Source organism: Vibrio superstes (genome assembly GCF_003569005.1).
GTDB classification, from domain to species: Bacteria; Pseudomonadota; Gammaproteobacteria; order Enterobacterales; family Vibrionaceae; genus Vibrio; species Vibrio superstes.
The window spans coordinates 915,390-938,380 of record NZ_BCUR01000004.1 but is presented as its reverse complement, the minus strand read 5'-3'; the positions used below and the strand labels follow the sequence as shown (position 1 = coordinate 938,380).

The 22,991-nt window shown below is 45.5% G+C and carries 19 protein-coding genes; 16 read left to right on the top strand and 3 right to left on the bottom strand.

All coding sequences use genetic code 11. From position 1 onward, the window contains the following. Positions 1–1,450: 1,450 nt before the first annotated feature. The 10 genes from rsxA (at position 1,451) to D5I41_RS12255 (ending at position 10,955) form a co-directional block, all read left to right on the top strand. Complete coding sequence (gene rsxA, locus D5I41_RS12300) at positions 1,451–2,032, top strand: electron transport complex subunit RsxA (protein ID WP_017027035.1); 582 nt, start codon at positions 1,451–1,453, stop codon at positions 2,030–2,032. After that, positions 2,032–2,619 (top strand): electron transport complex subunit RsxB, encoded by a 588-nt coding sequence (gene rsxB, locus D5I41_RS12295; protein WP_119010029.1) that lies wholly within the window; start codon positions 2,032–2,034, stop codon positions 2,617–2,619. The genes rsxA and rsxB overlap by 1 nt, the downstream gene beginning before the upstream one ends. 6 nt (positions 2,620–2,625) lie before the next feature. Continuing rightward, complete coding sequence (gene rsxC / locus D5I41_RS12290) at positions 2,626–5,301, top strand: electron transport complex subunit RsxC (protein WP_119010028.1); 2,676 nt, start codon at positions 2,626–2,628, stop codon at positions 5,299–5,301. Beyond that, positions 5,301–6,350 (top strand): electron transport complex subunit RsxD, encoded by a 1,050-nt coding sequence (gene rsxD / locus D5I41_RS12285; protein ID WP_119010027.1) that lies wholly within the window; start codon positions 5,301–5,303, stop codon positions 6,348–6,350. The genes rsxC and rsxD overlap by 1 nt, the downstream gene beginning before the upstream one ends. A gap of 4 nt (positions 6,351–6,354) precedes the next feature. Beyond that, on the top strand, positions 6,355–6,984 hold the full coding sequence (gene rsxG, locus D5I41_RS12280) for an electron transport complex subunit RsxG (protein WP_119010026.1): 630 nt from the start codon (positions 6,355–6,357) through the stop codon (positions 6,982–6,984). Next, positions 6,984–7,679: an electron transport complex subunit E gene (locus D5I41_RS12275; RefSeq protein WP_119010025.1), complete on the top strand. Its 696-nt coding sequence runs from the start codon at positions 6,984–6,986 to the stop codon at positions 7,677–7,679. The genes rsxG and D5I41_RS12275 overlap by 1 nt, the downstream gene beginning before the upstream one ends. A gap of 21 nt (positions 7,680–7,700) precedes the next feature. Further along, the gene (nth, locus tag D5I41_RS12270) at positions 7,701–8,336 is read left to right on the top strand and encodes an endonuclease III (protein WP_119010024.1); all 636 of its coding nucleotides are present in this window, start codon (positions 7,701–7,703) and stop codon (positions 8,334–8,336) included. Positions 8,337–8,374: 38 nt separating this feature from the next. Next, positions 8,375–8,791 (top strand): lactoylglutathione lyase, encoded by a 417-nt coding sequence (gene gloA, locus D5I41_RS12265; RefSeq protein ID WP_119010023.1) that lies wholly within the window; start codon positions 8,375–8,377, stop codon positions 8,789–8,791. Positions 8,792–8,951: 160 nt separating this feature from the next. After that, a complete protein-coding gene (gene rnt / locus D5I41_RS12260) occupies positions 8,952–9,596 on the top strand; it encodes a ribonuclease T (RefSeq protein ID WP_026012890.1) in 645 nt (214 codons plus the stop codon). Between the two features lie 33 nt (positions 9,597–9,629). After that, on the top strand, positions 9,630–10,955 hold the full coding sequence (locus D5I41_RS12255) for a Na+/H+ antiporter family protein (RefSeq protein WP_119010022.1): 1,326 nt from the start codon (positions 9,630–9,632) through the stop codon (positions 10,953–10,955). Positions 10,956–11,038: 83 nt separating this feature from the next. On the opposite strand, the gene grxD is transcribed toward D5I41_RS12255, so the two are convergent. Continuing rightward, positions 11,039–11,368, bottom strand: coding sequence for a Grx4 family monothiol glutaredoxin (grxD, locus tag D5I41_RS12250; RefSeq protein ID WP_119010021.1), 330 nt, complete (start codon positions 11,366–11,368; stop codon positions 11,039–11,041). 341 nt (positions 11,369–11,709) lie between these two features. Between grxD and sodB the strand changes: the two genes are divergently transcribed. The 3 genes from sodB (at position 11,710) to D5I41_RS12235 (ending at position 14,320) form a co-directional block, all read left to right on the top strand. Then, a complete protein-coding gene (gene sodB / locus D5I41_RS12245; RefSeq protein WP_102427096.1) occupies positions 11,710–12,294 on the top strand; it encodes a superoxide dismutase [Fe] in 585 nt (194 codons plus the stop codon). A 357-nt stretch (positions 12,295–12,651) separates the two neighbouring features. Next, positions 12,652–13,329: an SDR family oxidoreductase gene (locus tag D5I41_RS12240; protein WP_119010020.1), complete on the top strand. Its 678-nt coding sequence runs from the start codon at positions 12,652–12,654 to the stop codon at positions 13,327–13,329. A 73-nt stretch (positions 13,330–13,402) separates the two neighbouring features. Continuing rightward, positions 13,403–14,320: an amidohydrolase family protein gene (locus tag D5I41_RS12235; RefSeq protein ID WP_119010019.1), complete on the top strand. Its 918-nt coding sequence runs from the start codon at positions 13,403–13,405 to the stop codon at positions 14,318–14,320. Between the two features lie 228 nt (positions 14,321–14,548). On the opposite strand, the gene adhE is transcribed toward D5I41_RS12235, so the two are convergent. After that, positions 14,549–17,221 (bottom strand): bifunctional acetaldehyde-CoA/alcohol dehydrogenase, encoded by a 2,673-nt coding sequence (gene adhE, locus D5I41_RS12230; protein WP_119010018.1) that lies wholly within the window; start codon positions 17,219–17,221, stop codon positions 14,549–14,551. A gap of 603 nt (positions 17,222–17,824) precedes the next feature. Here adhE and D5I41_RS12225 point away from each other — a divergent pair. The 3 genes from D5I41_RS12225 (at position 17,825) to D5I41_RS12215 (ending at position 21,293) form a co-directional block, all read left to right on the top strand. After that, positions 17,825–18,466 carry a YchE family NAAT transporter gene (locus tag D5I41_RS12225; RefSeq protein WP_119010017.1) on the top strand — a complete coding sequence of 214 codons (642 nt, stop codon included), beginning with the start codon at positions 17,825–17,827 and terminating at the stop codon, positions 18,464–18,466. A 156-nt stretch (positions 18,467–18,622) separates the two neighbouring features. Continuing rightward, positions 18,623–19,510 (top strand): ion transporter, encoded by an 888-nt coding sequence (locus D5I41_RS12220; RefSeq protein WP_162892831.1) that lies wholly within the window; start codon positions 18,623–18,625, stop codon positions 19,508–19,510. A 763-nt stretch (positions 19,511–20,273) separates the two neighbouring features. After that, positions 20,274–21,293, top strand: coding sequence for an IS110 family RNA-guided transposase (locus D5I41_RS12215; protein ID WP_119010015.1), 1,020 nt, complete (start codon positions 20,274–20,276; stop codon positions 21,291–21,293). A 401-nt stretch (positions 21,294–21,694) separates the two neighbouring features. On the opposite strand, the gene asd is transcribed toward D5I41_RS12215, so the two are convergent. Continuing rightward, on the bottom strand, positions 21,695–22,813 hold the full coding sequence (asd, locus tag D5I41_RS12210) for an aspartate-semialdehyde dehydrogenase (protein WP_119011502.1): 1,119 nt from the start codon (positions 22,811–22,813) through the stop codon (positions 21,695–21,697). Positions 22,814–22,991 lie beyond the last annotated feature (178 nt).

Below are 22,991 nucleotides of genomic sequence, written 5' to 3'. Positions count from 1 at the left end.
TGAAAAACCGCATTACGAAAGTAATGCGGTTTTTTTACGTCTGCATTTTGTGAACGGTGAATATGTCACAATCAGAAAATATGCGTCAATCCCGCATGTTGTTAGCGGGAATCTTAGTGCGCACTAACTCAAAGATTGCCGATAAAAGACCTCGGCAATGACGTCTTTAGTATTCGCCATGCACACAAGAGTAAAAGCCCTGTCATTACCGCATGCCGTTAGCGGTAATCTAAGTACGTACCAACTCAAAGATTGCCGATAAAAGACCTCGGCAATGACGTCTTTAGTATTCGCCATGCGCACAAGAGTAAAAGCCCTGTCATTCCCGCATGCTGTTAGCGGGAATCTTAGTGCACACCAACTTAAAGATTGCCGATAAGAGACCTCGGCAATGACGTTTTTAGTGTTGGCCGTGTGCACAAAAGTAAAAAGCCTATCATTAGCGTATGCCGTTAGCGGGAACCATAGTACTCACTATCTTAAAGATTGCAGATAAGAGACCTCGGCAATGACATCTTTAGCGTTGGCCGTGCACACAAAAGTGAAAAGCCAGTCATCCCGTATGTTGTTCGCGGGAATCTAAGTACGTACCGACTTTAAGATTGCCGATAAGAGACCTCGGCAATGACATCTTTAGCGTTGGACGTGCACATAAAAGTGAAAAACCAGTCATTACCGCATGCCGTTAGCGGTAATCTAAGTACGCACCAACTTAAAGATTGCCGATAAAAGACCTCGGCAATGACGTCTTTAGTGTTGGCCGTGTGCACAAAAGTAAAAAGCCTGTCATTAGCGTATGCCGTTAGCGGGAACCTAAGTACGCACCAACTTAAAGATTGCCGATAAGAGACCTCGGCAATGACGTTTTCAGCGTTGACCGTGTGCACAAAAGTGAAAAACCCGTCATTACCGCATGCCGTTAGCGGTAATCTAAGTACGTACCAACTTAAAGATTGCCGATAAGAGACCTCGGCAATGACGTCTTTAGGGTTGGCCGTGTGCACAAAAGTAAAAAGCCTGTCATTCCCGCATGTTGTTAACGGGAATCTTGGTGCGCACTAACTCAAAGATTGCCGATAAGAAACTTCGGCAATGACAGTTCTGATCTGGCACAGCCAATATGCACAAAGGCGAAACCGAGTCATTCCCGAGTGCTTTTATCGGGAATCTCTGCTAGTCAATATTATTCTATAGGTTCCCGAATCAATACAAAGAGCACACATTCCCCCAGCCAAATTCGCAACCTAAGTCTCCATAAACAACCACCAAACCCAAAAACAAACGACGTTATCGGACGTTACACCCACTTTTATGCACTCTATTTGAAAAGAACTGCGTATAAACGGCTATATTTTCTACAAATGTTCTAAATCCCTATAGATGTTGTGTTGTTATATACCTGACAAATTAGGATAATGTTCAGCTCGATCTGGGTGAGTAAAAAATTGGTATGACCGAATATCTTTTGTTGTTGATTGGTACAGTGCTGGTCAACAACTTTGTGCTAGTGAAATTCTTAGGCTTATGTCCGTTTATGGGAGTCTCTAAAAAATTAGAGACTGCGATAGGTATGGGGCTGGCGACAACCTTTGTTCTGACCCTGGCGTCAGTGTGTGCGTACTTAGTAGAGACCTACCTACTACAACCGCTTGGCATCGAGTATCTAAGAACCATGAGTTTCATTTTGGTGATTGCTGTCGTAGTGCAGTTTACTGAGATGGTGGTTCACAAAACCAGCCCTACCTTGTACCGCTTACTCGGCATTTTTATCCCATTGATCACCACAAACTGTGCCGTATTGGGCGTAGCACTACTTAATGTTAATGAAAATCACAGCTTTGTTGAATCCATCATCTATGGATTTGGCGCAGCCGTTGGTTTCTCGATGGTTTTGATTCTGTTTGCTTCAATGCGCGAACGTATTGCGGCTTCAGATGTTCCATTGCCTTTTAGAGGCGCCTCCATTGCGATGATTACCGCGGGTTTAATGGCGCTTGCCTTTATGGGCTTCACTGGCTTGGTGAAGATCTAATGGAAGCTATCCTAATCGCCATTGTCGCCCTCGTTGCCCTTGCTGCTCTATTTGGCGGATTGCTTGGCTTCGCCTCGATTCGCTTCAAGGTAGAAGCCGATCCGATCGTTGAACAAGTGGATTCTATCTTGCCACAGACACAGTGTGGCCAATGTGGCTATCCTGGTTGTCGCCCATACGCTGAAGCGATTGCTAACGGTGATGCAATCAACAAATGCCCTCCAGGTGGAGAAGCCACAATTCAAAAACTGGCAGACCTTATGGGAGTTGATGTACCCGACTCTGCACACGATCTTTCCGACAATGTTAGAAAAGTCGCCTTCATCCACGAAGATATGTGCATTGGCTGTACTAAGTGTATTCAAGCTTGCCCAGTGGATGCCATCGTTGGCGGAACAAAGGCCATGCACACCATCATTGCGGATCAATGCACTGGCTGTGATCTCTGTGTATCACCCTGCCCGACTGAATGTATTGAAATGATTCCGGTTAAAGCCACACCGGATACTTGGAAATGGCAACTTGATACCATTCCAGTAGTTAATGTAGATACCAATGTGCCAAGCACAACGACTGAGAACTCATAACCACCAATGCTGTCACTTATTGAACAAATTCGCTCTGGCCATCTCTGGGACTTCCCTGGAGGCATTCATCCGCCAGAACACAAAGCACAATCCCTCACCCACAAAATCGGGCGAGCCAATATTGCGAATGAGATCGTCATCCCAGTTAAGCAGCACATTGGTAAAGAAGGTGATCTACTGGTCAAGGTAGGAGATTCGGTATTAAAAGGCCAACCTCTGACTCAATACCACACCAGTCTAAGCCTGCCTGTGCATGCGTCCACCTCAGGTGTTGTCACTGCCATTGAGCCAAGAACAGGTTGTCACCCATCGGGGTTGCCTGAGCTTTCAATTGTTATCAAACCGGATCATAAAGATACCTGGATTGAGCACAGCGGTCTCACTAACTACCAAGAACTCAGTGCTGAAGAGTTGGTCAACGTCATCCGCCAAGCGGGGATATCAGGTATGGGCGGCGCAGGCTTCCCAACCGCAAGAAAGCTACAATCTGGTTTTGGTCGTACTGATGTTTTGATTATCAATGCCGCTGAATGTGAGCCTTACATTACAGCCGATGACAGCCTAATGCGTGAATACGCTGAGCAAGTTATTCAAGGCATTGAGATTTTAAGTCATATCTTGAAACCTAAGCTGTGCATTATTGGCATTGAAGACAACAAACCAGACGCCATCCAAGCCCTCAATAAGGCTGGAGAGAATCACGATATCGTCATTCGCGTCATCCCAACCAAATACCCATCCGGTGGTGAGCGCCAGCTGATCAAGGTGTTAACCAACAGAGAAGTACCTTCCAGCGGCCTACCTGCTGATATCGGCATCATGGTGCAAAACGTTGGTTCGGCTTTTGCTGTAAAACGCGCGGTCATCGATGGAGAGCCTTTGGTTGAACGTGTTGTGACTATGACCGGTGGCAGTGTCAGCCAAGCGCAAAACTTATGGGTGCCAATTGGAACTCCAGTGCAGTCTTTACTTGAACAAGCGCACTTTTCTCCTTGGAAGAAACAGTCGGTGATCATGGGCGGCCCAATGATGGGCTTTACCCTGCCTCACACTCAGGTGCCTATCACGAAAACCAGTAACTGTATCTTAGCTCCTGCGAAAAGAGAGCTAGAGTTCACAGCCGATGAAATGGCTTGTATTCGTTGCGGTCAATGTGCGGAGGCTTGTCCTGCCTCTCTGCTACCACAGCAAATGTATTGGTACTCGAAAGACAAAGACCTTGAAAAGTGCGAAGAATATAAAGTCAAAGATTGTATCGAATGTGGTGCTTGCGCCTATGTGTGCCCGAGTAACATCCCACTGGTGAACTACTTCCGTCAATCTAAGACCGAAATCAGGATTCAAGCCGCTGAAGCCGAAGCAGCCGAGCGCGCTAAGGTTCGTTTTGAGCAACGTAAAGAACGCCTAGAGCGCGATAAAATTGAGCGCGAGCAGAAGTACAAGAAAGCGGCTGAAAAACGCCGCAGTCAGATGAAAACCGACGATGGTGATGATGCCATTGCAGCGGCAATAGAACGCGTTAAGCAGAAGAAGACTGAAGGTCCTAAGCCTGCCGTTGCCGCAGCTATTGCTAGGGCTAAAGCGAAGCAAGCCGAGGCGCAGTCAGAAAACGCTACTGAACCTGACAACTCTGAGATGCGCAAATTGCGCGAACAGCGCAAGGAAGAAGCGCGTCTTCGTCGAGAACAAAAAGCGGACCAGCAACCAAAGGCAGCTGGAACGAAAAGTGACGCAGTCGCAGCCGCTATTGCTCGCGCCAAGGCGAAGAAAGAACAGCTTGCATCAACAAATTCAGTAACTAGCGATGCAAACACTGACAAGAAAGATGCGGTGAAAGCGGCCATTGAGCGAGCTAAGGCACGTAAAGCAGCGCAAGCCAGTGCACAGCCTCAAACTGACCAATCAACAGATTCGGATGATTCGAAAAAATCTGCGGTCGCTGCTGCTATAGCAAGGGCTAAAGCACGCAAGGCTCAGCAACAAGCCACTGATACAGAGCCAAAAGCTGACGAGTCAGCTGAATCGGACGACCCGAAAAAAGCGGCCGTCGCGGCTGCCATTGCAAGAGCGAAAGCTCGCAAGGCTCAGCAACAAGCCACGGACACAGAGCCACAAGCTAACGAGTCAGCTGAATCTGAAGACCCGAAAAAAGCGGCTGTGGCAGCTGCCATTGCAAGAGCGAAAGCACGCAAGGCTCAGCAGCAAGCCTCGGACACAGAGCCTGAAGCTAACGAATCAGTAGAATCGGACGACCCGAAAAAAGCGGCCGTCGCGGCTGCCATTGCAAGGACTAAAGCACGCAAGGCTCAGCAACAAGCCACTGATACAGAGCCACAAGCTAACGAGTCAGCTGAATCTGAAGACCCGAAAAAAGCGGCTGTCGCGGCTGCCATTGCAAGAGCGAAAGCACGCAAGACTCAGCAGCAAGCCGCTGATTCAGAGCCCGAAGCTAACGAATCAGCTGAATCTGAAGACCCGAAAAAAGCGGCTGTCGCGGCTGCCATTGCAAGGGCTAAAGCTCGCAAGGCTCAGCAGCAAACCGCTGATACAGAGCCTGAAGCTAACGAATCAGTAGAATCGGACGACCCAAAAAAAGCTGCGGTGGCTGCAGCAATAGCACGAGCAAAAGCAAGAAAAGCGGCAGCGCAAGCCGATAGCAGTGACTCAAAGGAGAATAACTAGTGGCATTTTTTATCGCCAGTTCACCCCATACTCAAAAGCGCCGCACATTATCAACTATGATGCTGCTGGTGGCACTGTGTGCTGTACCGGGTATTTTGGCACAAACCTACTTCTTTGGTTTTGGCACCTTAATTCAAGTGCTGTTCGCTATATTAGTGGCTTGGACGTTTGAGTCGCTCATCATGCTGGCTAGAGGACGCTCTCCAATACAAGCACTTCGTGATAATACCGCACTCGTCACGGCACTCTTGTTAGCCATCGCGATCCCGCCGCTCTCGCCATGGTGGATCACCGTCATAGGTTTATTCTTTGCCATTATTGTTGCTAAGCACCTCTATGGCGGAGTGGGACAAAATCTCTTTAACCCAGCAATGGTTGCTTACGTTGTCTTGCTAATTTCGTTCCCAGTGCAGATGACCAGTTGGTTAACTCCAGCACAGATTTCATCCTCACCTGTGGGTGCCACTGATGCCCTATCGCTTATCTTTAGCGGTTACAATCTTGATGGTATGTCTCTGCAACAGATCCGTACTGGGGTTGATGGGATCACCATGGCAACGCCACTTGATACAGTGAAAACAGGGCTTGGTAATGGTCAAACCCTTTCTGAGATCAGCAATAGCCCTCTATTCTCTGGTATCGCAGGCTACGGATGGGAATGGATTAACGTCTTGTTCCTAATTGGCGGGTTGGTAATGCTTAAGCTGCGCGTGATCCAATGGTACATCCCTGCAGGTGTGCTTGGCGGTGTATTCCTAACGAGTCTAATACTCTACATTATTGCCCCTGGCACACTAGGTTCACCCTTGTTCCAGCTGTTCTCAGGAGCGACTATGCTCGGCGCATTCTTTATCGCAACTGACCCAGTATCGGCTGCGACAACGATTAAAGGCCGACTGATTTTTGGTGGACTCATCGGGGCACTGATCGTCATTATTCGCACCTTTGGCGGCTTCCCTGATGGCGTTGCTTTTGCGGTTATTATCGCCAACATGTGTGTACCGCTTATCGACTACTACACACAACCTAGAACCTACGGTCACAAGTAATATCATGTTAAAAACCATACGAAAAAACGGTTTAGTTCTCGCCATGTTCGCTTGCATCACAACAGGTGTGGTTTCTATTACCCATCTGCTGACCGAGGACACGATCAAAGCGCAACAAATCGCCCAGTTACAAGGTCAGCTTAATCAAGTGATCCCAACCAGCCTGCACGACAATGAACTCTATGCCAGCTGCATCGATTTACAAAATGAAGCCTTGGGCACACAAGAAAACATGCCCGCTTATATCGCTACTGTCGATGGCAAGCCAACTTCAGTTGCCATTGAAACTATCGCACCCGATGGTTATAACGGCACAATTCGCCTGTTGGTGGGTGTCGACCTGCAAGGGAAGGTGTTAGGGGCTCGCGTATTGTCGCATCAAGAAACGCCAGGACTGGGAGATAAGATTGATTTGCGCGTATCGGATTGGATTTTGTCTTTTGCTAACAAAGAGATCACTGCAGACAATCAAGATAGCTGGAAAGTACGTAAAGACGGTGGGCAATTTGACCAATTCACTGGCGCAACGATTACCCCGCGCGCAGTGGTGAAAGCCATCTACAACACAGGGCTATACTTTACGAAAAATCAGCAACAGATCTTGAGTAGCTCACCACAATGTGAGGTGAAATAATGTCAGAGAAGAAACTTCTACTAAAGAATGGGCTTTGGGATAACAACCCTGCCCTTGTGCAATTGCTTGGTCTTTGCCCACTGCTTGCAGTATCGGCAACGGTGACCAATGCATTAGGCCTTGGTATTGCTACCTTACTGGTATTGGTCGGTTCGAACCTAACCGTCTCCCTTATTCGCAATCATGTGCCACAAGAGATCCGTTTGCCTATCTTTGTGATGATCATTGCTGCTTTGGTAACCTGTGTTCAATTGCTGATGAATGCCTACGCCTATGGCTTATACCTATCGTTAGGCATCTTTATCCCTTTGATCGTAACCAACTGCATTATCATTGGTCGCGCCGAAGCCTATGCGTCTAAGAATACACCTGTATTGGCTGTGCTGGACGGTCTTTGGATGGGGCTGGGTATGACTGCTGTACTTGTGGTTCTAGGAGCCATTCGTGAAATCCTCGGTAATGGTACTCTTTTCGACGGCGCGGATCTGCTGCTTGGCGATTGGGCAAGTGTGTTGCGCATTCAGGTGTATCACGTTGATAGCAACTTCCTACTCGCGATGCTACCTCCAGGTGCATTTATCGGTGTTGGTTTCTTGATTGCAGGCAAAAACTGGCTAGACAACTACCGAGCACAACAAGCACCTAAGCAAGAGAAACAGGAAATAGAACGGGCTCGTGTTACTACTAACAACTAATCTTATTTAAAAACGGACTCAATGAATAAAGATAAGCGTCGACTCATACTTGAAAGATTGCGTGAGGAAAACCCTCACCCAGAAACGGAGCTCAACTGGAGCTCTCCGTTTGAATTACTGATTGCCGTACTACTATCGGCTCAAGCAACCGATGTCAGTGTTAACAAGGCAACAGATAAGCTATACCCCATCGCTAATACACCGCAAGGGTTACTGGATCTTGGCGTTGATGGCTTAAAAGAATACATCAAGACCATTGGCCTGTTTAACTCAAAAGCAGAAAACACCATCAAAACATGCAAGATCTTACTTGAGCAGCATGGTGGTGAAGTTCCAGAAAACCGAGAAGCACTCGAAGCTCTGCCGGGCGTTGGCAGAAAGACGGCTAATGTGGTTCTCAATACTGCATTTGGTTGGCCAACGATTGCGGTTGATACCCATATCTATCGCGTGTCCAATCGCACCAAGTTGGCTATGGGTAAGACCGTAGATGATGTTGAGCAGAAGCTTCTTAAAGTAGTGCCAAAAGAGTTCAAGCTGGACGTACATCACTGGTTAATTTTACACGGTCGCTATACCTGCATTGCTCGCAAGCCACGCTGTGGCAGCTGTATGATAGAAGACCTGTGCGAGTTCAAAGATAAAGCTATCGATTAATACTTACGTTCATTTCACAAATACATTAAGGAAGAATCATGTCTCAAGGTCGCGTACTACATACCATGCTTCGCGTGGGTGATTTAGATAAATCTATTGAGTTCTATACCAAGGTAATGGGTATGGAGCTATTACGTAAGAACGAAAACAAAGAGTACGAATACACGCTTGCTTTTGTTGGGTTTGGTGATGAATCACAAGGCGCTGTCATTGAGTTGACCTACAACTGGGGCACCAATGAGTACGATCTTGGCGATGCATTTGGTCACGTGGCTATTGGTTATGAAGATATCTATGCCACTTGTGATGCTATCAAGGCAGCCGGTGGCAATGTCACTCGTGAACCAGGTCCAGTAAAAGGTGGATCAACACATATTGCTTTTGTCACTGACCCTGATGGTTACAAGATTGAACTTATTCAGCGAGAAAATGCCTCTTCGGGTTTGAACGGCTAACCCATTCTCAAATAAGTAAACTCGCTTGCAAGGGCTGTGATTGTCGAAAGGCAATTACAGCCCTTTTGTCATATTTAGACTCAGGAAAATTAATGTATGGGTTTAGAAAACCTTATGAATCTGTAATAATGCTCGCCTTAATCCATATGCTTTGCTTGTTATGACTGTAGAAAATGAAGCTTTGACGCTAAAAAAACGATTTAGAGGGTATTTCCCTGTGGTTATCGATGTAGAAACCGCTGGTTTTAATGCCTCCACTGACGCGTTGCTTGAAATATGCGCAGTAACCCTGGCGATGGATGAAAACGGAGACTTGCACCCAGCAAGCACCCTGACTTTCCAAGTAGAACCATTTGAAGGAGCAAATTTAGAGAAGGAAGCACTCGAATTTATTGGAATGCGTGACCCTTTCAGTCCGTTGCGTGGGGCCATCCCAGAATCAGAAGCACTGAAAGAGATCTATAAACTGGTCCGTAAAGAACAAAAGCAAGCCGGTTGTAGCCGAGCGATCATCGTGGCACACAATGCTGCCTTTGATCATGGCTTTGTCTCTCAGGCTAGTGAACGCTCCAAACTGAAACGCGTACCGTTTCATCCCTTTGCCACTTTCGATACTGCGACTCTTAGCGGCCTAGCTTATGGTCAAACCGTTTTAGCCAAAGCATGTAAAGCAGCCGAGATCGAGTTCGATAATAAAGAGGCACATTCAGCCCTTTACGATACACAAAAGACCGCTGAACTATTTTGTAAAATTGTCAATAAATGGAAAGCCCTAGGCGGCTGGCCAATGCTTGACGAAGAATAAACACAAACACAACTAAACAATTAGAGAAGTATAATGAATCCCGTTGTCATTTCCGTTTGTATCATGCTGCTATTGGCATTGATGCGCGTTAACGTCGTTGTTGCGTTAACTTTTAGTGCCATTGTTGGTGGACTTTCCGCAGGCATGAACATTACCGATACCATTGCTGCCTTTGAAGGCGGATTAGGTGGCGGTGCAACCATCGCTCTTAGCTACGCTATGCTAGGTACCTTTGCGGTTGCTATCTCAAAGTCAGGCATCACAGATCTATTGGCACAAAGCGTTATCAAGCGCATCAATGGCCAAGAGAATGACACAGCATCTACCGGTCTTAAATACGGTGTCTTGGTTGCTCTTATTCTAATTACTATGTCGTCGCAGAACGTTATCCCTGTTCACATTGCATTTATTCCAATTCTTATTCCGCCTCTACTTGCAGTGTTCTCGAAGCTAAACATTGACCGACGCATGATTGCGTGTGTGCTGACCTTTGGTCTTGTTACTCCATACATGATCCTGCCAATTGGTTTTGGTGGCATATTCCTGAACAACATCTTGCTGAAGAACCTGAATGACAATGGCCTTCAGAACATCTCTGCCTCTGATGTACCAATGGCAATGTTGTTGCCTGCACTAGGTATGATCACGGGTCTTCTTGTGGCTATTTTTGTGAGCTACCGTAAGCCTCGTACCTATAAAGAAACAGAGATTACTCACGTAGACGCAGAGCCTAGCCACATCAATAAGAAGCACATTCTTGTTGCCGTAGTCGCTATTGTCGCGGCACTTTCAGTGCAACTCTACACTGGCTCAATGATCATCGGTGCACTAGCGGGCTTCATGGTATTTACCTTTGGTGGCGTTATTGCATGGAAAGAGACGCAGGATGTGTTTACTCGCGGCGTGCACATGATGGCAATGATTGGCTTCATCATGATTGCAGCAGCAGGTTTTGCAGCAGTGATGAAAGCGACTGGTGGTGTAGAGACTCTGGTTGAAGCTCTGTCTACCTCTATTGGTGACAATAAACCTCTAGCGGCGCTGTTGATGCTGATTGTTGGTCTTCTAGTGACTATGGGTATTGGTTCTTCATTCTCAACCATCCCAATTATCGCAACTATCTATGTGCCACTAGCCACTGCATTTGGCTTCTCGCCAATGGCTATCGTTGCTCTAGTCGGTACTGCAGCAGCACTAGGTGATGCGGGTTCTCCGGCTTCAGATTCTACTCTTGGTCCAACATCGGGTCTTAATGCCGATGGACAACACGAGCACATCTGGCAAACCGTGGTTCCAACCTTCATCCACTACAACATCCCACTGATCATTTTCGGTTGGGTTGCAGCGATGGTTTTATAGCCGGGTTCTTTAACCTCGCTCTAAAATAGAAAAAGGCTTCCAATTGGAAGCCTTTTTAGTATTTGCGCTGTTTAGTGCGAAAATTATTTGCTAGCTGAACGTTGAGCCGCTTGCTTAATAAGAGGCTGAAGTTCGCCTTTTTGGAACATCTCGATGATGATGTCACAGCCACCGATCAATTCACCTTCAATCCACAATTGTGGGAAAGTTGGCCATTGTGCGTAAGCAGGAAGCTCAGCGCGGATATCTGGGTTTTGCAGGATATCAACGTATGCAAACTTTTCGCCACACGCCATCAATGCTTGAGACGCTTGAGAAGAAAATCCACAGCTAGGAAGCTTGGGTGAACCTTTCATGTAAAGAAGGATAGTGTTTTGTTCGATCTGCTGTTTGATTTTGTCTAGGGTTTCCATAGCGGTCCTCGGATCCATGTACTCTATATAGTATTCCGTTATTTTACCTTACTAGCTTAGAATAAAAACCATAAACTAAATATGGTTATTGTTGCGAAAGTAGACAAAAGTTGGCGTAACCGCATTCTGTTGGTTACGAAATATTATAAATTTGTTGCCTAACCTTTTATTAGTATAAAAAATTGATAGAATGCAAACGAAGTTAGAGAACTAATTTGCACAGCGGTTCGTAATACTACCGACCCTGTCACATTCATTTGATGAGAAAGCTCTCATCGAATGTAATTTGTTACTACATTGGAAGCTTAGGGCTTAGCCCACATAAATGGAGAACCGAGCAAATGGCATTTGAACTACCAGCTCTTCCTTACGCAAAAGACGCGCTAGAACCACATATCTCTGCTGAGACTCTAGATTTTCACCACGGTAAACACCACAACACTTACGTTGTTAAGCTAAATGGCCTTATCCCTGGTACTGAGTTTGAAGGCAAAACACTAGAAGAAATCGTTAAGACTTCTACTGGCGGTGTATTCAACAACGCAGCACAAATCTGGAACCACACGTTCTACTGGCACTGCCTAGCGCCAAACGCAGGTGGCGAACCAACAGCCGCTGTTGCTGACGCAATCAATGCAGCATTTGGTTCTTTTGAAGAGTTCAAAGCTAAATTCACTGATTCAGCAATCAACAACTTCGGTTCTTCTTGGACTTGGCTTGTTAAGAACGCAGACGGTTCACTAGCAATTGTTAACACTTCAAACGCAGCGACTCCTCTAACAGAAGAAGGTGTAACTCCTCTTCTAACTGTTGACCTGTGGGAACACGCTTACTACATCGATTACCGTAACGTTCGTCCAGAGTACATGAATGGCTTCTGGGCTCTAGTTAACTGGGACTTCGTTGCTGAGAACCTAGCTAAGTAATTAGCTGATTTATAATGAAAAGGCTGCCTGTTTAGGCAGCCTTTTTTGTTTCTAGCGGATGATTATGCAGCATAACTGAGTAGGCATGATAACTCATACAGATTTCTATTAGTTCTTGCTACCTCTATCATGCAAACTGTGAGCTACTCCTTAGTTCAAGTAATCACCCATCATAAACACAAGAAATCACCACCTTGTTCACATCTTATTCACTATATTCGATCGTATAACTATGAGTCAGACATGGCTCTTAGATCCAATTAGCGGATTCAATTATAGGGGGCTATTGAGCCCTCTATTTGTCACTGCGGTGATCAGTAGTTAAATTTAAGCTCTGGAAAAATCAGGTGGTCAACAATGGTTATTCACAATTCCGTGGTATTAATTACCTCGGCTGGAACGATACTTGGAAGGACTCTTGCCCTTCACTTTGCCTCTCTTGGAGCAAAGGTGGTCATTACAGACAAAAATGCATCACTCCTCAAAGGCACGTACAGAGAATGTATTGAGTCTGGCTTTAATGTGTGTACCTATGCCCTACCTGACGATACCCAGAATAATGTCGATGATATGTTTAGCTACATTGAGTGCTTCTACAACCATGGTGTTGATATTCTGATCAATAATTGGGAAAACCACCCACTACCTACTCTGGTGAGTCCTACTCCAGCAGAAGAGTTTAGTGCTCAGTTCTCTCACCTTGTTCAGTCGCTGTTCAGTTGCGGGCACGCTTGCGCAGAACAAATGCGTAAGAATCACCAGCAAGGGGTGATCGTTAATATCCTGACGAATGAACGCTCCGACTCTATCATTGGTACCGAGAGCACAAGCTCTATGGTCAGTGGTCTAACAAAGAGCTGGGCTAAGGAACTCAACCCCTTTGATATTCGCGTTGGTGGCATCTTGCCTAGCGTGCATCACTCTCGCCATGACGACTATCAAAACAGCTTTGCGAACATTCGAGAAGAGTTGATAAGAAACACTGAATACATTGTGTCAAACGACTCGTTCAACGGCCGTGTGATGTCATGGTAAATCAATGATTTATCTTAAGTAATAGAGGTTCTATCCTCTATACTGAGTTACACGGAAATTCAGCGATATTACCATGACCAAACAGTATTTCTCATCAGGCGACAACATACCTTTTACCACTAGCAAAGCATCTCTATCTCTTGCAGTACCAGAGGGAAGCTGTGACTGCCACCATCACATCTTCGACCCGGATAATTTTGCTTATCGTGACGAAGATACCACTAACATTCCCACAGCCACTGTTGCTATGTATAAACAATTACAGAACAAAATTGGCTTTTCGAGAAATGTCATTGTAACCCCTTCTGCCTACGGTACTAATAACCAATGCACCCTAGATGCGATGCAGCAACTTGGTGATAGTGCTCGGGCAGTTGTGACTATCGATGACAGCTTCTCTTTTTCTCAGCTACAAGAAATGGATCAACTAGGTGTATGCGGAATTCGGTTTATGATCACCGAGTTTGAAGACCTTGATTTAGGCTTGATTCAGCGCTGCGCAGAAAAAATCGCGCCGCTCAACTGGCATATTTGCTTTTGGGTAACCGCGGACATGATAGTTGCGATGAAAGATCTATTATTTTCTTTGCCTTGCGATGTGGTTTTCGACCATAGAGGGCACTTACCGGCTGGAGAGGGAATAAAGCACCCTGCTTTTGATATTATCTGCCAGCTCATGAACGCAAATAAAGCCTGGGTGAAGGTGTCGGCGGCGTATCACGATAGTAAGTCAGGCTCGCCAAGTTTTTCTGATACCCTAGCTATTGGCAAAGCCTATATAGCGACTAACGCCGACAAAATCCTATGGGGCACAGATTGGCCACATCCAAGTGAAACTATCGCGGGCAACGTCATGCCAGATGATGTGCATTTATTAAATCTATTATCTGTACAGACAAACAACGACGCTGAACTGATCCAGAAAGTGCTAGTCGATAACCCTAAAATTTTGTATCGCTTTTATACCAATCACAGGTCAGAAATAGCGTAGGAAAAACGCTGGATAACAAGGCAGAACTTTTTGATAAGTAGTTATTCTACAATCAAAAATTCTAACGCCGTTATCGAGTGTTTTAACAAGCTAGGATGATCAGTTATTTAATACGATTGGTATGAGTCTTCTTCTTTTCGAGCACACATAAAAAATCCCAGCACCTTTCAGCGCTGGGATTTGTCTATTCAGTGTGGACTCTTTCAAGCCCACTTTTCAAGAGTCGAACTACTTCGCTTTAGCTGGCTTTTGGTCAGCTTTTTTCTTGATTACTGTAGTACCTTCGAACGTTTCACCTTCAACGAATGCAGTACCGTGGTATGCAGACATTAGAACTTCTTTTAGCTCTGTGATTAGAGGGTAACGTGGGTTAGCACCAGTACATTGGTCATCGAACGCTTCAACCGCTAACTCATCAAGCTTAGCAACGAAGTCTGCTTCAGAAACACCCGCTTCTTTGATTGACTTAGGAATGTCTAGGTCAGTCTTAAGCTCGTCCAACCAAGTTAGAAGACGTTCAATCTTCTGAGCTGTACGGTCACCTTCTTGGCTTAGGCCTAGGTGGTCTGCAACTTCAGCGTAACGACGACGTGCTTGCGGACGGTCGTACTGAGAGAATGCAGTTTGCTTAGTTGGGTTATCGTTCGCGTTGTAACGTACAACGTTAGAGATAAGTAGTGCGTTAGCAAGGCCGTGTGGCAAGTGGAACTCAGCACCAATTTTGTGAGCCATTGAGTGACACACACCTAGGAATGCGTTCGCAAATGCAACACCAGCGATAGTTGCTGCGTTGTGTACTTTCTCACGAGCGATTGGGTCGTTTGCACCATTCGCGTAGCTTGAAGGTAGGTACTCTTTAAGCATCTTAAGAGCTTGTAGAGCTTGACCGTCAGAGTACTCGTTCGCAAGAACAGAAACATAAGCTTCTAGTGCGTGAGTTACTGCATCGTAACCACCGAACGCTGTTAGAGACTTAGGCATGTTCATTACAAGGTTCGCATCAACGATAGCCATGTTTGGCGTGATTTCGTAGTCAGCTAGTGGGTACTTAGCACCCGTCTTGTCGTCTGTAACAACAGCGAATGGAGTAACCTCTGAACCAGTACCTGAAGTTGTAGTGATACATACAAGCTCAGCTTTTTGACCCATTTTAGGGAACTTGTAGATACGCTTACGGATGTCCATGAAGCGCATCGCTAGTTCAGCGAAGTGAGTTTCTGGGTGCTCGTACATTACCCACATGATCTTAGCAGCATCCATTGGAGAACCGCCACCTAGAGCTAGGATAACGTCAGGCTGGAAGCTCTTCATTGCTTCAGCGCCTTTCTCAACAACAGATAGTGTTGGATCTGCTTCCACGTCGAAGAATACTTGAACTTCGATGCCTTGAGCTTTAAGTAGTTTAACTACGTCATCAGCGTAACCGTTGTTAAATAGGAAACGGTCAGTAACTAGGAATGCGCGTTTCTTACCTTCTAGGTCGCCAAGAGCGATTGGAAGGCTACCACGACGGAAGTAGATAGACTTAGGTAGTTTGTGCCACAACATGTTTTCAGCTCGCTTCGCTACAGTTTTCTTGTTGATAAGGTGCTTAGGACCTACGTTCTCAGAGATAGAGTTACCACCCCAAGAACCACAACCTAGAGTTAGAGAAGGTGCAACGTTGAAGTTGTAAAGGTCACCGATACCACCGTGAGTAGTAGGGATGTTGATTAGGATACGTGCAGTCTTCATCTTGTCACCGAAGTAACGGATACGGTCTGCGTTAGTATCTTGGTTAGTGTATAGGCCAGATGTGTGACCGATACCGCCAATCTCAACCATAGTTACTGCTTGAGCAACAGCGTCTTCGAAGTTATCAGCACGGAATAGACCTAGAGTTGGAGATAGTTTCTCGTGTGCGAACTCGTCGTCGTAAGAAACTTTACCTAGACCTTCACCTACTAGAACTTTAGTGTCAGCAGGAACTTTAACACCCGCCATTTCAGCGATTGCTGGAGCAGGTTGACCTACGATCTTAGCGTTTAGGTTGCCATCGATAAGAAGTACTTTACGTACTTTGTTTGCGTCAGCTTTGCTTAGTACGTGTGCTTTGTGAGAAGCAAAACGCTCTTTAACTTCGTCGTATACTTCGTCAACAACGATTGCAGCCTGCTCAGAAGCACATACTACGCCGTTATCGAACGTCTTAGACATAAGGATAGAAGCTACAGCACGCTTGATGTCTGCAGTTTCGTCGATAACTACTGGAACGTTACCCGCACCAACACCGATTGCTGGCTTACCAGAAGAGTAAGCTGCTTTAACCATGCCTGGACCACCAGTTGCAAGGATAAGAGCGATGCCGTCGTGCTTCATTAGGCCGTTAGATAGCTCAACTGAAGGCTGGTCAATCCAACCGATGATGTCTTTTGGAGCACCCGCTGCTACTGCTGCATCTAGAACTAGTTTAGCTGCATCATTAGTAGAGTTCTTAGCACGTGGGTGTGGCGAGAAGATGATGCCGTTACGTGTTTTAAGAGAGATTAGAGATTTGAAGATTGCAGTAGATGTTGGGTTCGTTGTTGGAACGATACCACAGATGATACCAACAGGTTCTGCGATAGTCATTGTGCCTAGGTTGTCATCTTCTTCTAAGATGCCACAGGTTTTTTCGTCTTTATACTTGTTATAGATAAACTCAGAAGCAAAGTGGTTCTTGATAACCTTGTCTTCGACGATGCCCATGCCAGATTCCGCAACTGCTTGTTGAGCTAGTGGAATACGAGCGTGGTTAGCTGCTAGAGAAGCCGCACGGAAGATCGCATCAACTTTCTCCTGAGAAAAAGTTGCGAACTCTTCTTGAGCCGCTTTAACGCGAGCTACTAGAGCGTCCAGTTCAGCCATATTAGTTACAGGCATAATTATCTCCTAGATATTTTAAATTAAAAACTTTTTAGTAAGGTTTGTTCGTTAAACAACACAACTTAGTAAATAGCTTTCACAGACGAGTATATTATTTCACTCTGCGAATAAAATTGATTCAGATCACTTAGTTTGAAAGAACTACCACCAAATGGTTATTAGCTAAGCTAATTCTAAATGCCATATTGTATGACAAATACACCAATCTGTGACTCTGATCTCATCCATGAAAGTACATCTATTACTACGTAATTAAAATTCCATTACGTCATAAATTTTCAAATTCTGTAGGCCGTCCAAAACGTGCCAGACCCTAGTATAACCATTGTTGGGTATAGGACAACGAGAAATTTCACTAGGCTTTTAATTTTTTATTCTTCCTTATAAGTTCTTACTACACTTATCTTTCAGCACAAAAAACACACTGCATTCTACTCGCTAAACACCAAAAATATCGCATTAGTTTATCTAATGACAAATGCGCTATGATTTAGAAAACTTCAGGTGAATACTTGAAAGTTTCACTGGCGTAATTTCTCGTCCTTGATTAAAGTAGCGCGGAATTTTCTTACACCCTGTTTTTCTTATTAAGGCTCGCTAATGCAAGGTATGGACATTGCTGTATATCTACAGTTTTTTGTTGGCTTATTTGCCATAGTTAACCCTGTGGGCATCATGCCGATTTTCGTGTCATTAACGAATCATCTATCTCCAGAAGAACGCATTAAAACGGCCTCAACAGCGAACATTGCTGTAGCGGTAATTTTGATTGTGTCTTTGTTTGCAGGTCAGATGTTACTTGACGTGTTTAGTATCTCTCTTGACTCGTTTCGTATTGCAGGTGGCTTACTTTTGGTCAGCATCGCCTTTGCAATGATGAACGGCCAATTAGGTGAGCAGAAACAAAACAAACAAGAAAAAGCAGAGAGTATTAGTAAGGAACAAGTAGGCGTAGTTCCACTAGCAATGCCGCTAATGGCCGGACCAGGTGCTATCAGTTCAACCATCGTATTTGGATCAAATCACACAGGTCCAATAGATTATGTAGCGGTCACCATTACCGTAATCGTGTTCTCTTTTTGCTGTTGGGTGTTGTTCCGCTCTGCCCCTTTCATCGTACGTTTTTTAGGGCAAACAGGAATCAACGTCATCACACGTATCATGGGTTTGATACTAGGTGCGCTGGGCATAGAGTTCATTGCTAACGGAATTGGCGCGCTATTCCCTGGCTTGATGAACTAAGCAATATCTGGAAACACATCCTAATTCGTACAAAAAAGCACCTTTGCGGTGCTTTTTTTGTTCTAGTTAAACAAATATGTACGCAAGGTTTCTTTTTCGAGCTGCCTTAAAACTACGTGCTATCCTATTGTTATTACTGATTTAAGTTAAATTGATATGCCGCATCCAGAACATACTCTCAGATACAGACTTTATGTGATTATTTTTCGTACCGATACGCCACTAGGCCGTTGGTTCGATATCTGTTTGATTGCTTCCATCATCGGCTCTTTGCTGGTTTTGATCATGGGCTCTGTAGAATCGGTAAATCAAAGGTGGGGAACGCAGCTCAATTATCTTGAGATTCTATTCACTGCCCTCTTCACCGTAGAGTACCTATTGCGCCTGTATTGCTCACCTAAGCCCTGGGCTTACGCTAAGAGCTTCTACGGCTTCGTAGACCTTATGGCCATCTTACCCTTCTATATAGCATTGCTGGTGCCTAACGCGCATTTCCTAGGGGTTGTCAGGCTGCTGAGGGTAATGCGCATCTTCAGAATCTTGAAATTGGTTCAATACATTCAAGATTCCAATGTCATCATGCGCTCCCTGTGGAACTCTAGACGCAAGATTTTCATCTTTTTTAGCATGGTCGCCATACTGGTCACCATCTTTGGTGCATTGCTATACATCATCGAAGGGCCAGAAAACGGCTTTACCAGCATTCCTACCAGTATTTACTGGGCTATCGTTACCATCACCACTGTTGGTTATGGCGACATATCCCCTGTCACCACATTAGGCAGAGCAATAGCATCGCTGACCATGCTATTGGGTTACTCAATTCTGGCAGTACCCACAGGCATCATCACCGCAGAGATGAGCCAAGAAGTTAAACAGCAGAAAAAAGTCTATCGAGACCACAGAGACCTTGTGATGTGCCCTAATTGTATGAAAAATGACCACGAACCGGACGCATTTCACTGCAAGCACTGTGGCAGTGAACTTCCTGAGCATGAAGAACGCGTGGTGAAAATCACTGGCAACACTGGTGATTACGATTAATCTAATACCGTGACTAGCAAATAAGCCGTCATACTGTCGAACGCCAGTATCTTAGAGTGCACTATGCCTGACACGATCGACCTAAGATTCCAACTCAAGGCTGGAATGACGGTGATATTGCCATGCCTGAAGTCTCCTATCGGGCATCTAATTGAAACCCTTACACTAAAAGATTCCCGATAGAAGCACTCGGGAATGACACGGTTCTCATAACCATTGCAATGAATTAAATTTACCGTCGTCCCCGAGGTATTTTATCGGGGACCTGTTCAGTGGGATTGCGCGCAAGCAGATTCCCGATAGAAGCACTCGGGAATGACACGGCTTTCATAACCATTGCAATGAATTAAATTTACCGTCGTCCCCGAAGTCTTTTATCGGGGACCTGTTCAGTCGGATTGCGAGTAACTAGATTCCCGATAGAAGCACTCTGGAATGACAGGGCTCTCATAATCATTGCAATGAATTAAATTTACCGTCGTCCCCGAGGTCTTTTATCGGGGACCTGTTCAGTCGGATTGCGAGTAACTAGATTCCCGATAGAAGCTCTCGGGAATGACACGGCTCTCATAACCATTGCAGTGGATTAAATTTACCGTCGTCCCCGAGGTCTTTTATCGGGGACCTGTTCAGTGGGATTGCGAGTAACTAGATTCCCGATAGAAGCGTTCGGGAATAATGAAATGGACCCACCCTTTACACGGCGTCACAATGCGCCAAGATGAAGTTGAACAAACAAGCATCTAAATAAGGGTAGGTCCACATGACAAATGTAACGGTCGGATTAGATATTGCCAAGAATGTTTTTCATGCAGTGTTCGTCACATCACGCGGAAAAATCACTCGCAAGAAGCAACTTAAGCGAGCTACGACACTTTCATTCTTTGCCAAATTGACACCTCAAGTGATTGCCATTGAAGCCTGTGGTGCCTCTAATCACTTGGCTCGGGAGCTCATCAAGCTTGGGCATGAGGTTAAACTCGTCCCTCCGCAACATGTCACTTCATATCGTCGTAAAAATAAGAATGACTACAACGACGCAGAAGCGATAGCGGAAGCCGCACAACGTGACAATATGACGTTTGTACCGATAAAAACCATTGACCAACAAGACGCTCAAATGTACCTGCGTATTAGGCAACGCTTGATTAAGCAACGCACTCAACTAATGAACCAGATACGAGGATTACTGCTTGAGTATGGGCTCTGTATGAATCGAGGTATCTCAGCCTTGCGTAGGTCCGTTCCTGAGTTCTTAGAAGACTCAGGTAACGAACTGACCTGGGTCGCTAGAGAGTTGTTCAATGAACTGTACCTGGAGTTCTTGTCCTTAAACGACCGTATTGAACAGGTCGAGAGCAAGCTAAAGGCTTTTGCTAAAGAAAATTATGTCTGTCAGATAGCGCAAAGTGTCGTGGGTATCGGACCTATCACCGCGCTAGCGTTGTATGCAGCCATTGGGAAAGGGACACAGTTTAAGAGTGGTCGACACTTCTCTGCTTGGTGTGGTCTGGTTCCGAGACAGTTCTCAACTGGAGGGAAATCTCAACTGTATGGCATCACCAAGAAAGGTAACGTCGTACTCAGAGCGCTTCTGATACACGGAGCGAGGAGTGTACTCCAATATGCAGATAGGAAAGAAGACAAGGTGAGCGTCTGGGCAACTAAGCTGAAGCATGAGAAAAGCTTTAACAAAGCCTGTGTAGCATTAGCAAATAAGTTGGCACGCATTGTCTGGTCTGTGATTACACACAACAAACCGTACCAACTTAAAGAAGCATAACTTGATAATGCTAACGATCTAAACAGTAGGGAATTAACTAGTTAAACAACACTCATCGTCAGTTGCGATACATTTTACATCGATGGTTAGCGGTCATCCCGCCCCAGTGAAACTCTGACACCGTCATTGGCTCATCAGAAGCCGTGGGAATGATAAAGAGCATTGGGTGCAGATTACATCAAGGCCATGAGCACGATAGAGCTCAGTAAACAGGCCGAATATATGAACGACAATGACTCAATAACCAAGAATGTAAAATGACTTGCAAACTGGGTGGGTCCATATATGACATTGTTCTAAAGCTCCTCTGCAACTTGCCACTGACCCCTTACATCTCCATTTCCCACAAACAAAAAAAGCGCCCATAGGGCGCTTTCAAAACAACTAAGGCATTTAAACCATTAAGACTTCTCAGCCAGAATGATACGCAGTGTACGACGTAGCGGTTCTGCAGCACCCCATAGTAGTTGGTCACCAACAGTAAAGGCATTCAAGAAGTCGTCGCCCATCGCCATCTTACGCAGGCGACCAACAGGAACAGACATAGTACCTGTCACTTTAGCTGGAGTAAGCTCTTGAGCTGTGATGTCACGCTCGTTAGGAATCACCTTAACCCAATCGTTATGCGTACCAATGATCTCTTCGATCTCATCCATAGGTACGTTTTGCTTCAGCTTGATAGTCAGTGCTTGTGCGTGACAGCGCATTGCGCCGATACGAACACAAGTACCATCAATAGCAATCGGGTTGCCATCGAGTCCAAGAATCTTGTTTGCTTCAACGCCCGCTTTCCACTCTTCTTTGCTTTGGCCGTTTTCGCGTTTAACGTCAATCCAAGGGATCAAAGAACCCGCTAACGGAGCGCCAAACTGCTCTGTAGGGAAAGCATCAGATCGGATAGTTTCTGCAACCTTACGATCAATATCTAAAATAGACGTTGCTGGATCAGCAAGCTCAGTCGCAACAGATTGCTGCACTACGCCCATTTGAGAAATCAGCTCACGCATGTTTTTAGCACCAGCGCCAGAAGCTGCCTGGTACGTCATTGCGCTCATCCACTCAACAAGACCTTTTTCATACAGACCGCCAAGAGCCATCAGCATCAAACTTACTGTGCAGTTACCACCAACAAAGGTAGAAGTACCTGAATGAATGCCTTGTTGGATTTGCTCGAGGTTCACAGGGTCTAGAGTAATGATGGAGTCATTGTCCATGCGCAGTGTAGAAGCCGCATCAATCCAGTAGCCTTTCCAACCCGCTTGCTTCAATGCAGGGTAAACCTTCTCTGTGTAGCTGCCACCCTGACAGGTAACAATGGCATCCAACTGCTTAAGGCTTTCGATATCAAAAGCGTCCTGTAGCATACCGGCATCTTTTCCTGCGTAAACAGGCGCTGGAATACCCACCTGAGAGGTGCTGTAGAAAACGGGCTCAATCAGATCAAAATCGCGCTCTTCGACCATTCGTTGCATTAAAACTGAGCCAACCATACCGCGCCAGCCAACTAAACCTACTCGCATCATCTCTATACTCCATGTAATTTTGGGAATGCACTGAAAATTATCGCCAGTGCTAATCAAATTTTATTGTTGTCCTTCATATTTAAAAAAGTTGAGGCGAATGACAAGAATTTTTATGCATAAAGTGCAAAAAAAACACAACCTCGAGGGTTGCGTTGTCTTAAATGCTTGTTTTTAT

Excerpts from the sequence above, each read along its gene's own strand:
- rsxA (WP_017027035.1), top strand. The coding sequence starts at position 1,451 with ATGACCGAATATCTTTTGTTGTTGATTGGTACAGTGCTGGTCAACAAC.
- rsxB (WP_119010029.1), top strand. The coding sequence starts at position 2,032 with ATGGAAGCTATCCTAATCGCCATTGTCGCCCTCGTTGCCCTTGCTGCT.
- rsxC (WP_119010028.1), top strand. The coding sequence starts at position 2,626 with ATGCTGTCACTTATTGAACAAATTCGCTCTGGCCATCTCTGGGACTTC.
- rsxG (WP_119010026.1), top strand. The coding sequence starts at position 6,355 with ATGTTAAAAACCATACGAAAAAACGGTTTAGTTCTCGCCATGTTCGCT.
- D5I41_RS12275 (WP_119010025.1), top strand. The coding sequence starts at position 6,984 with ATGTCAGAGAAGAAACTTCTACTAAAGAATGGGCTTTGGGATAACAAC.
- nth (WP_119010024.1), top strand. The coding sequence starts at position 7,701 with ATGAATAAAGATAAGCGTCGACTCATACTTGAAAGATTGCGTGAGGAA.
- gloA (WP_119010023.1), top strand. The coding sequence starts at position 8,375 with ATGTCTCAAGGTCGCGTACTACATACCATGCTTCGCGTGGGTGATTTA.
- rnt (WP_026012890.1), top strand. The coding sequence starts at position 8,952 with ATGACTGTAGAAAATGAAGCTTTGACGCTAAAAAAACGATTTAGAGGG.
- D5I41_RS12255 (WP_119010022.1), top strand. The coding sequence starts at position 9,630 with ATGAATCCCGTTGTCATTTCCGTTTGTATCATGCTGCTATTGGCATTG.
- grxD (WP_119010021.1), bottom strand. The coding sequence starts at position 11,368 with ATGGAAACCCTAGACAAAATCAAACAGCAGATCGAACAAAACACTATC.
- sodB (WP_102427096.1), top strand. The coding sequence starts at position 11,710 with ATGGCATTTGAACTACCAGCTCTTCCTTACGCAAAAGACGCGCTAGAA.
- D5I41_RS12240 (WP_119010020.1), top strand. The coding sequence starts at position 12,652 with ATGGTTATTCACAATTCCGTGGTATTAATTACCTCGGCTGGAACGATA.
- D5I41_RS12235 (WP_119010019.1), top strand. The coding sequence starts at position 13,403 with ATGACCAAACAGTATTTCTCATCAGGCGACAACATACCTTTTACCACT.
- adhE (WP_119010018.1), bottom strand. The coding sequence starts at position 17,221 with ATGCCTGTAACTAATATGGCTGAACTGGACGCTCTAGTAGCTCGCGTT.
- D5I41_RS12225 (WP_119010017.1), top strand. The coding sequence starts at position 17,825 with ATGCAAGGTATGGACATTGCTGTATATCTACAGTTTTTTGTTGGCTTA.
- D5I41_RS12220 (WP_162892831.1), top strand. The coding sequence starts at position 18,623 with ATGCCGCATCCAGAACATACTCTCAGATACAGACTTTATGTGATTATT.
- D5I41_RS12215 (WP_119010015.1), top strand. The coding sequence starts at position 20,274 with ATGACAAATGTAACGGTCGGATTAGATATTGCCAAGAATGTTTTTCAT.
- asd (WP_119011502.1), bottom strand. The coding sequence starts at position 22,813 with ATGCGAGTAGGTTTAGTTGGCTGGCGCGGTATGGTTGGCTCAGTTTTA.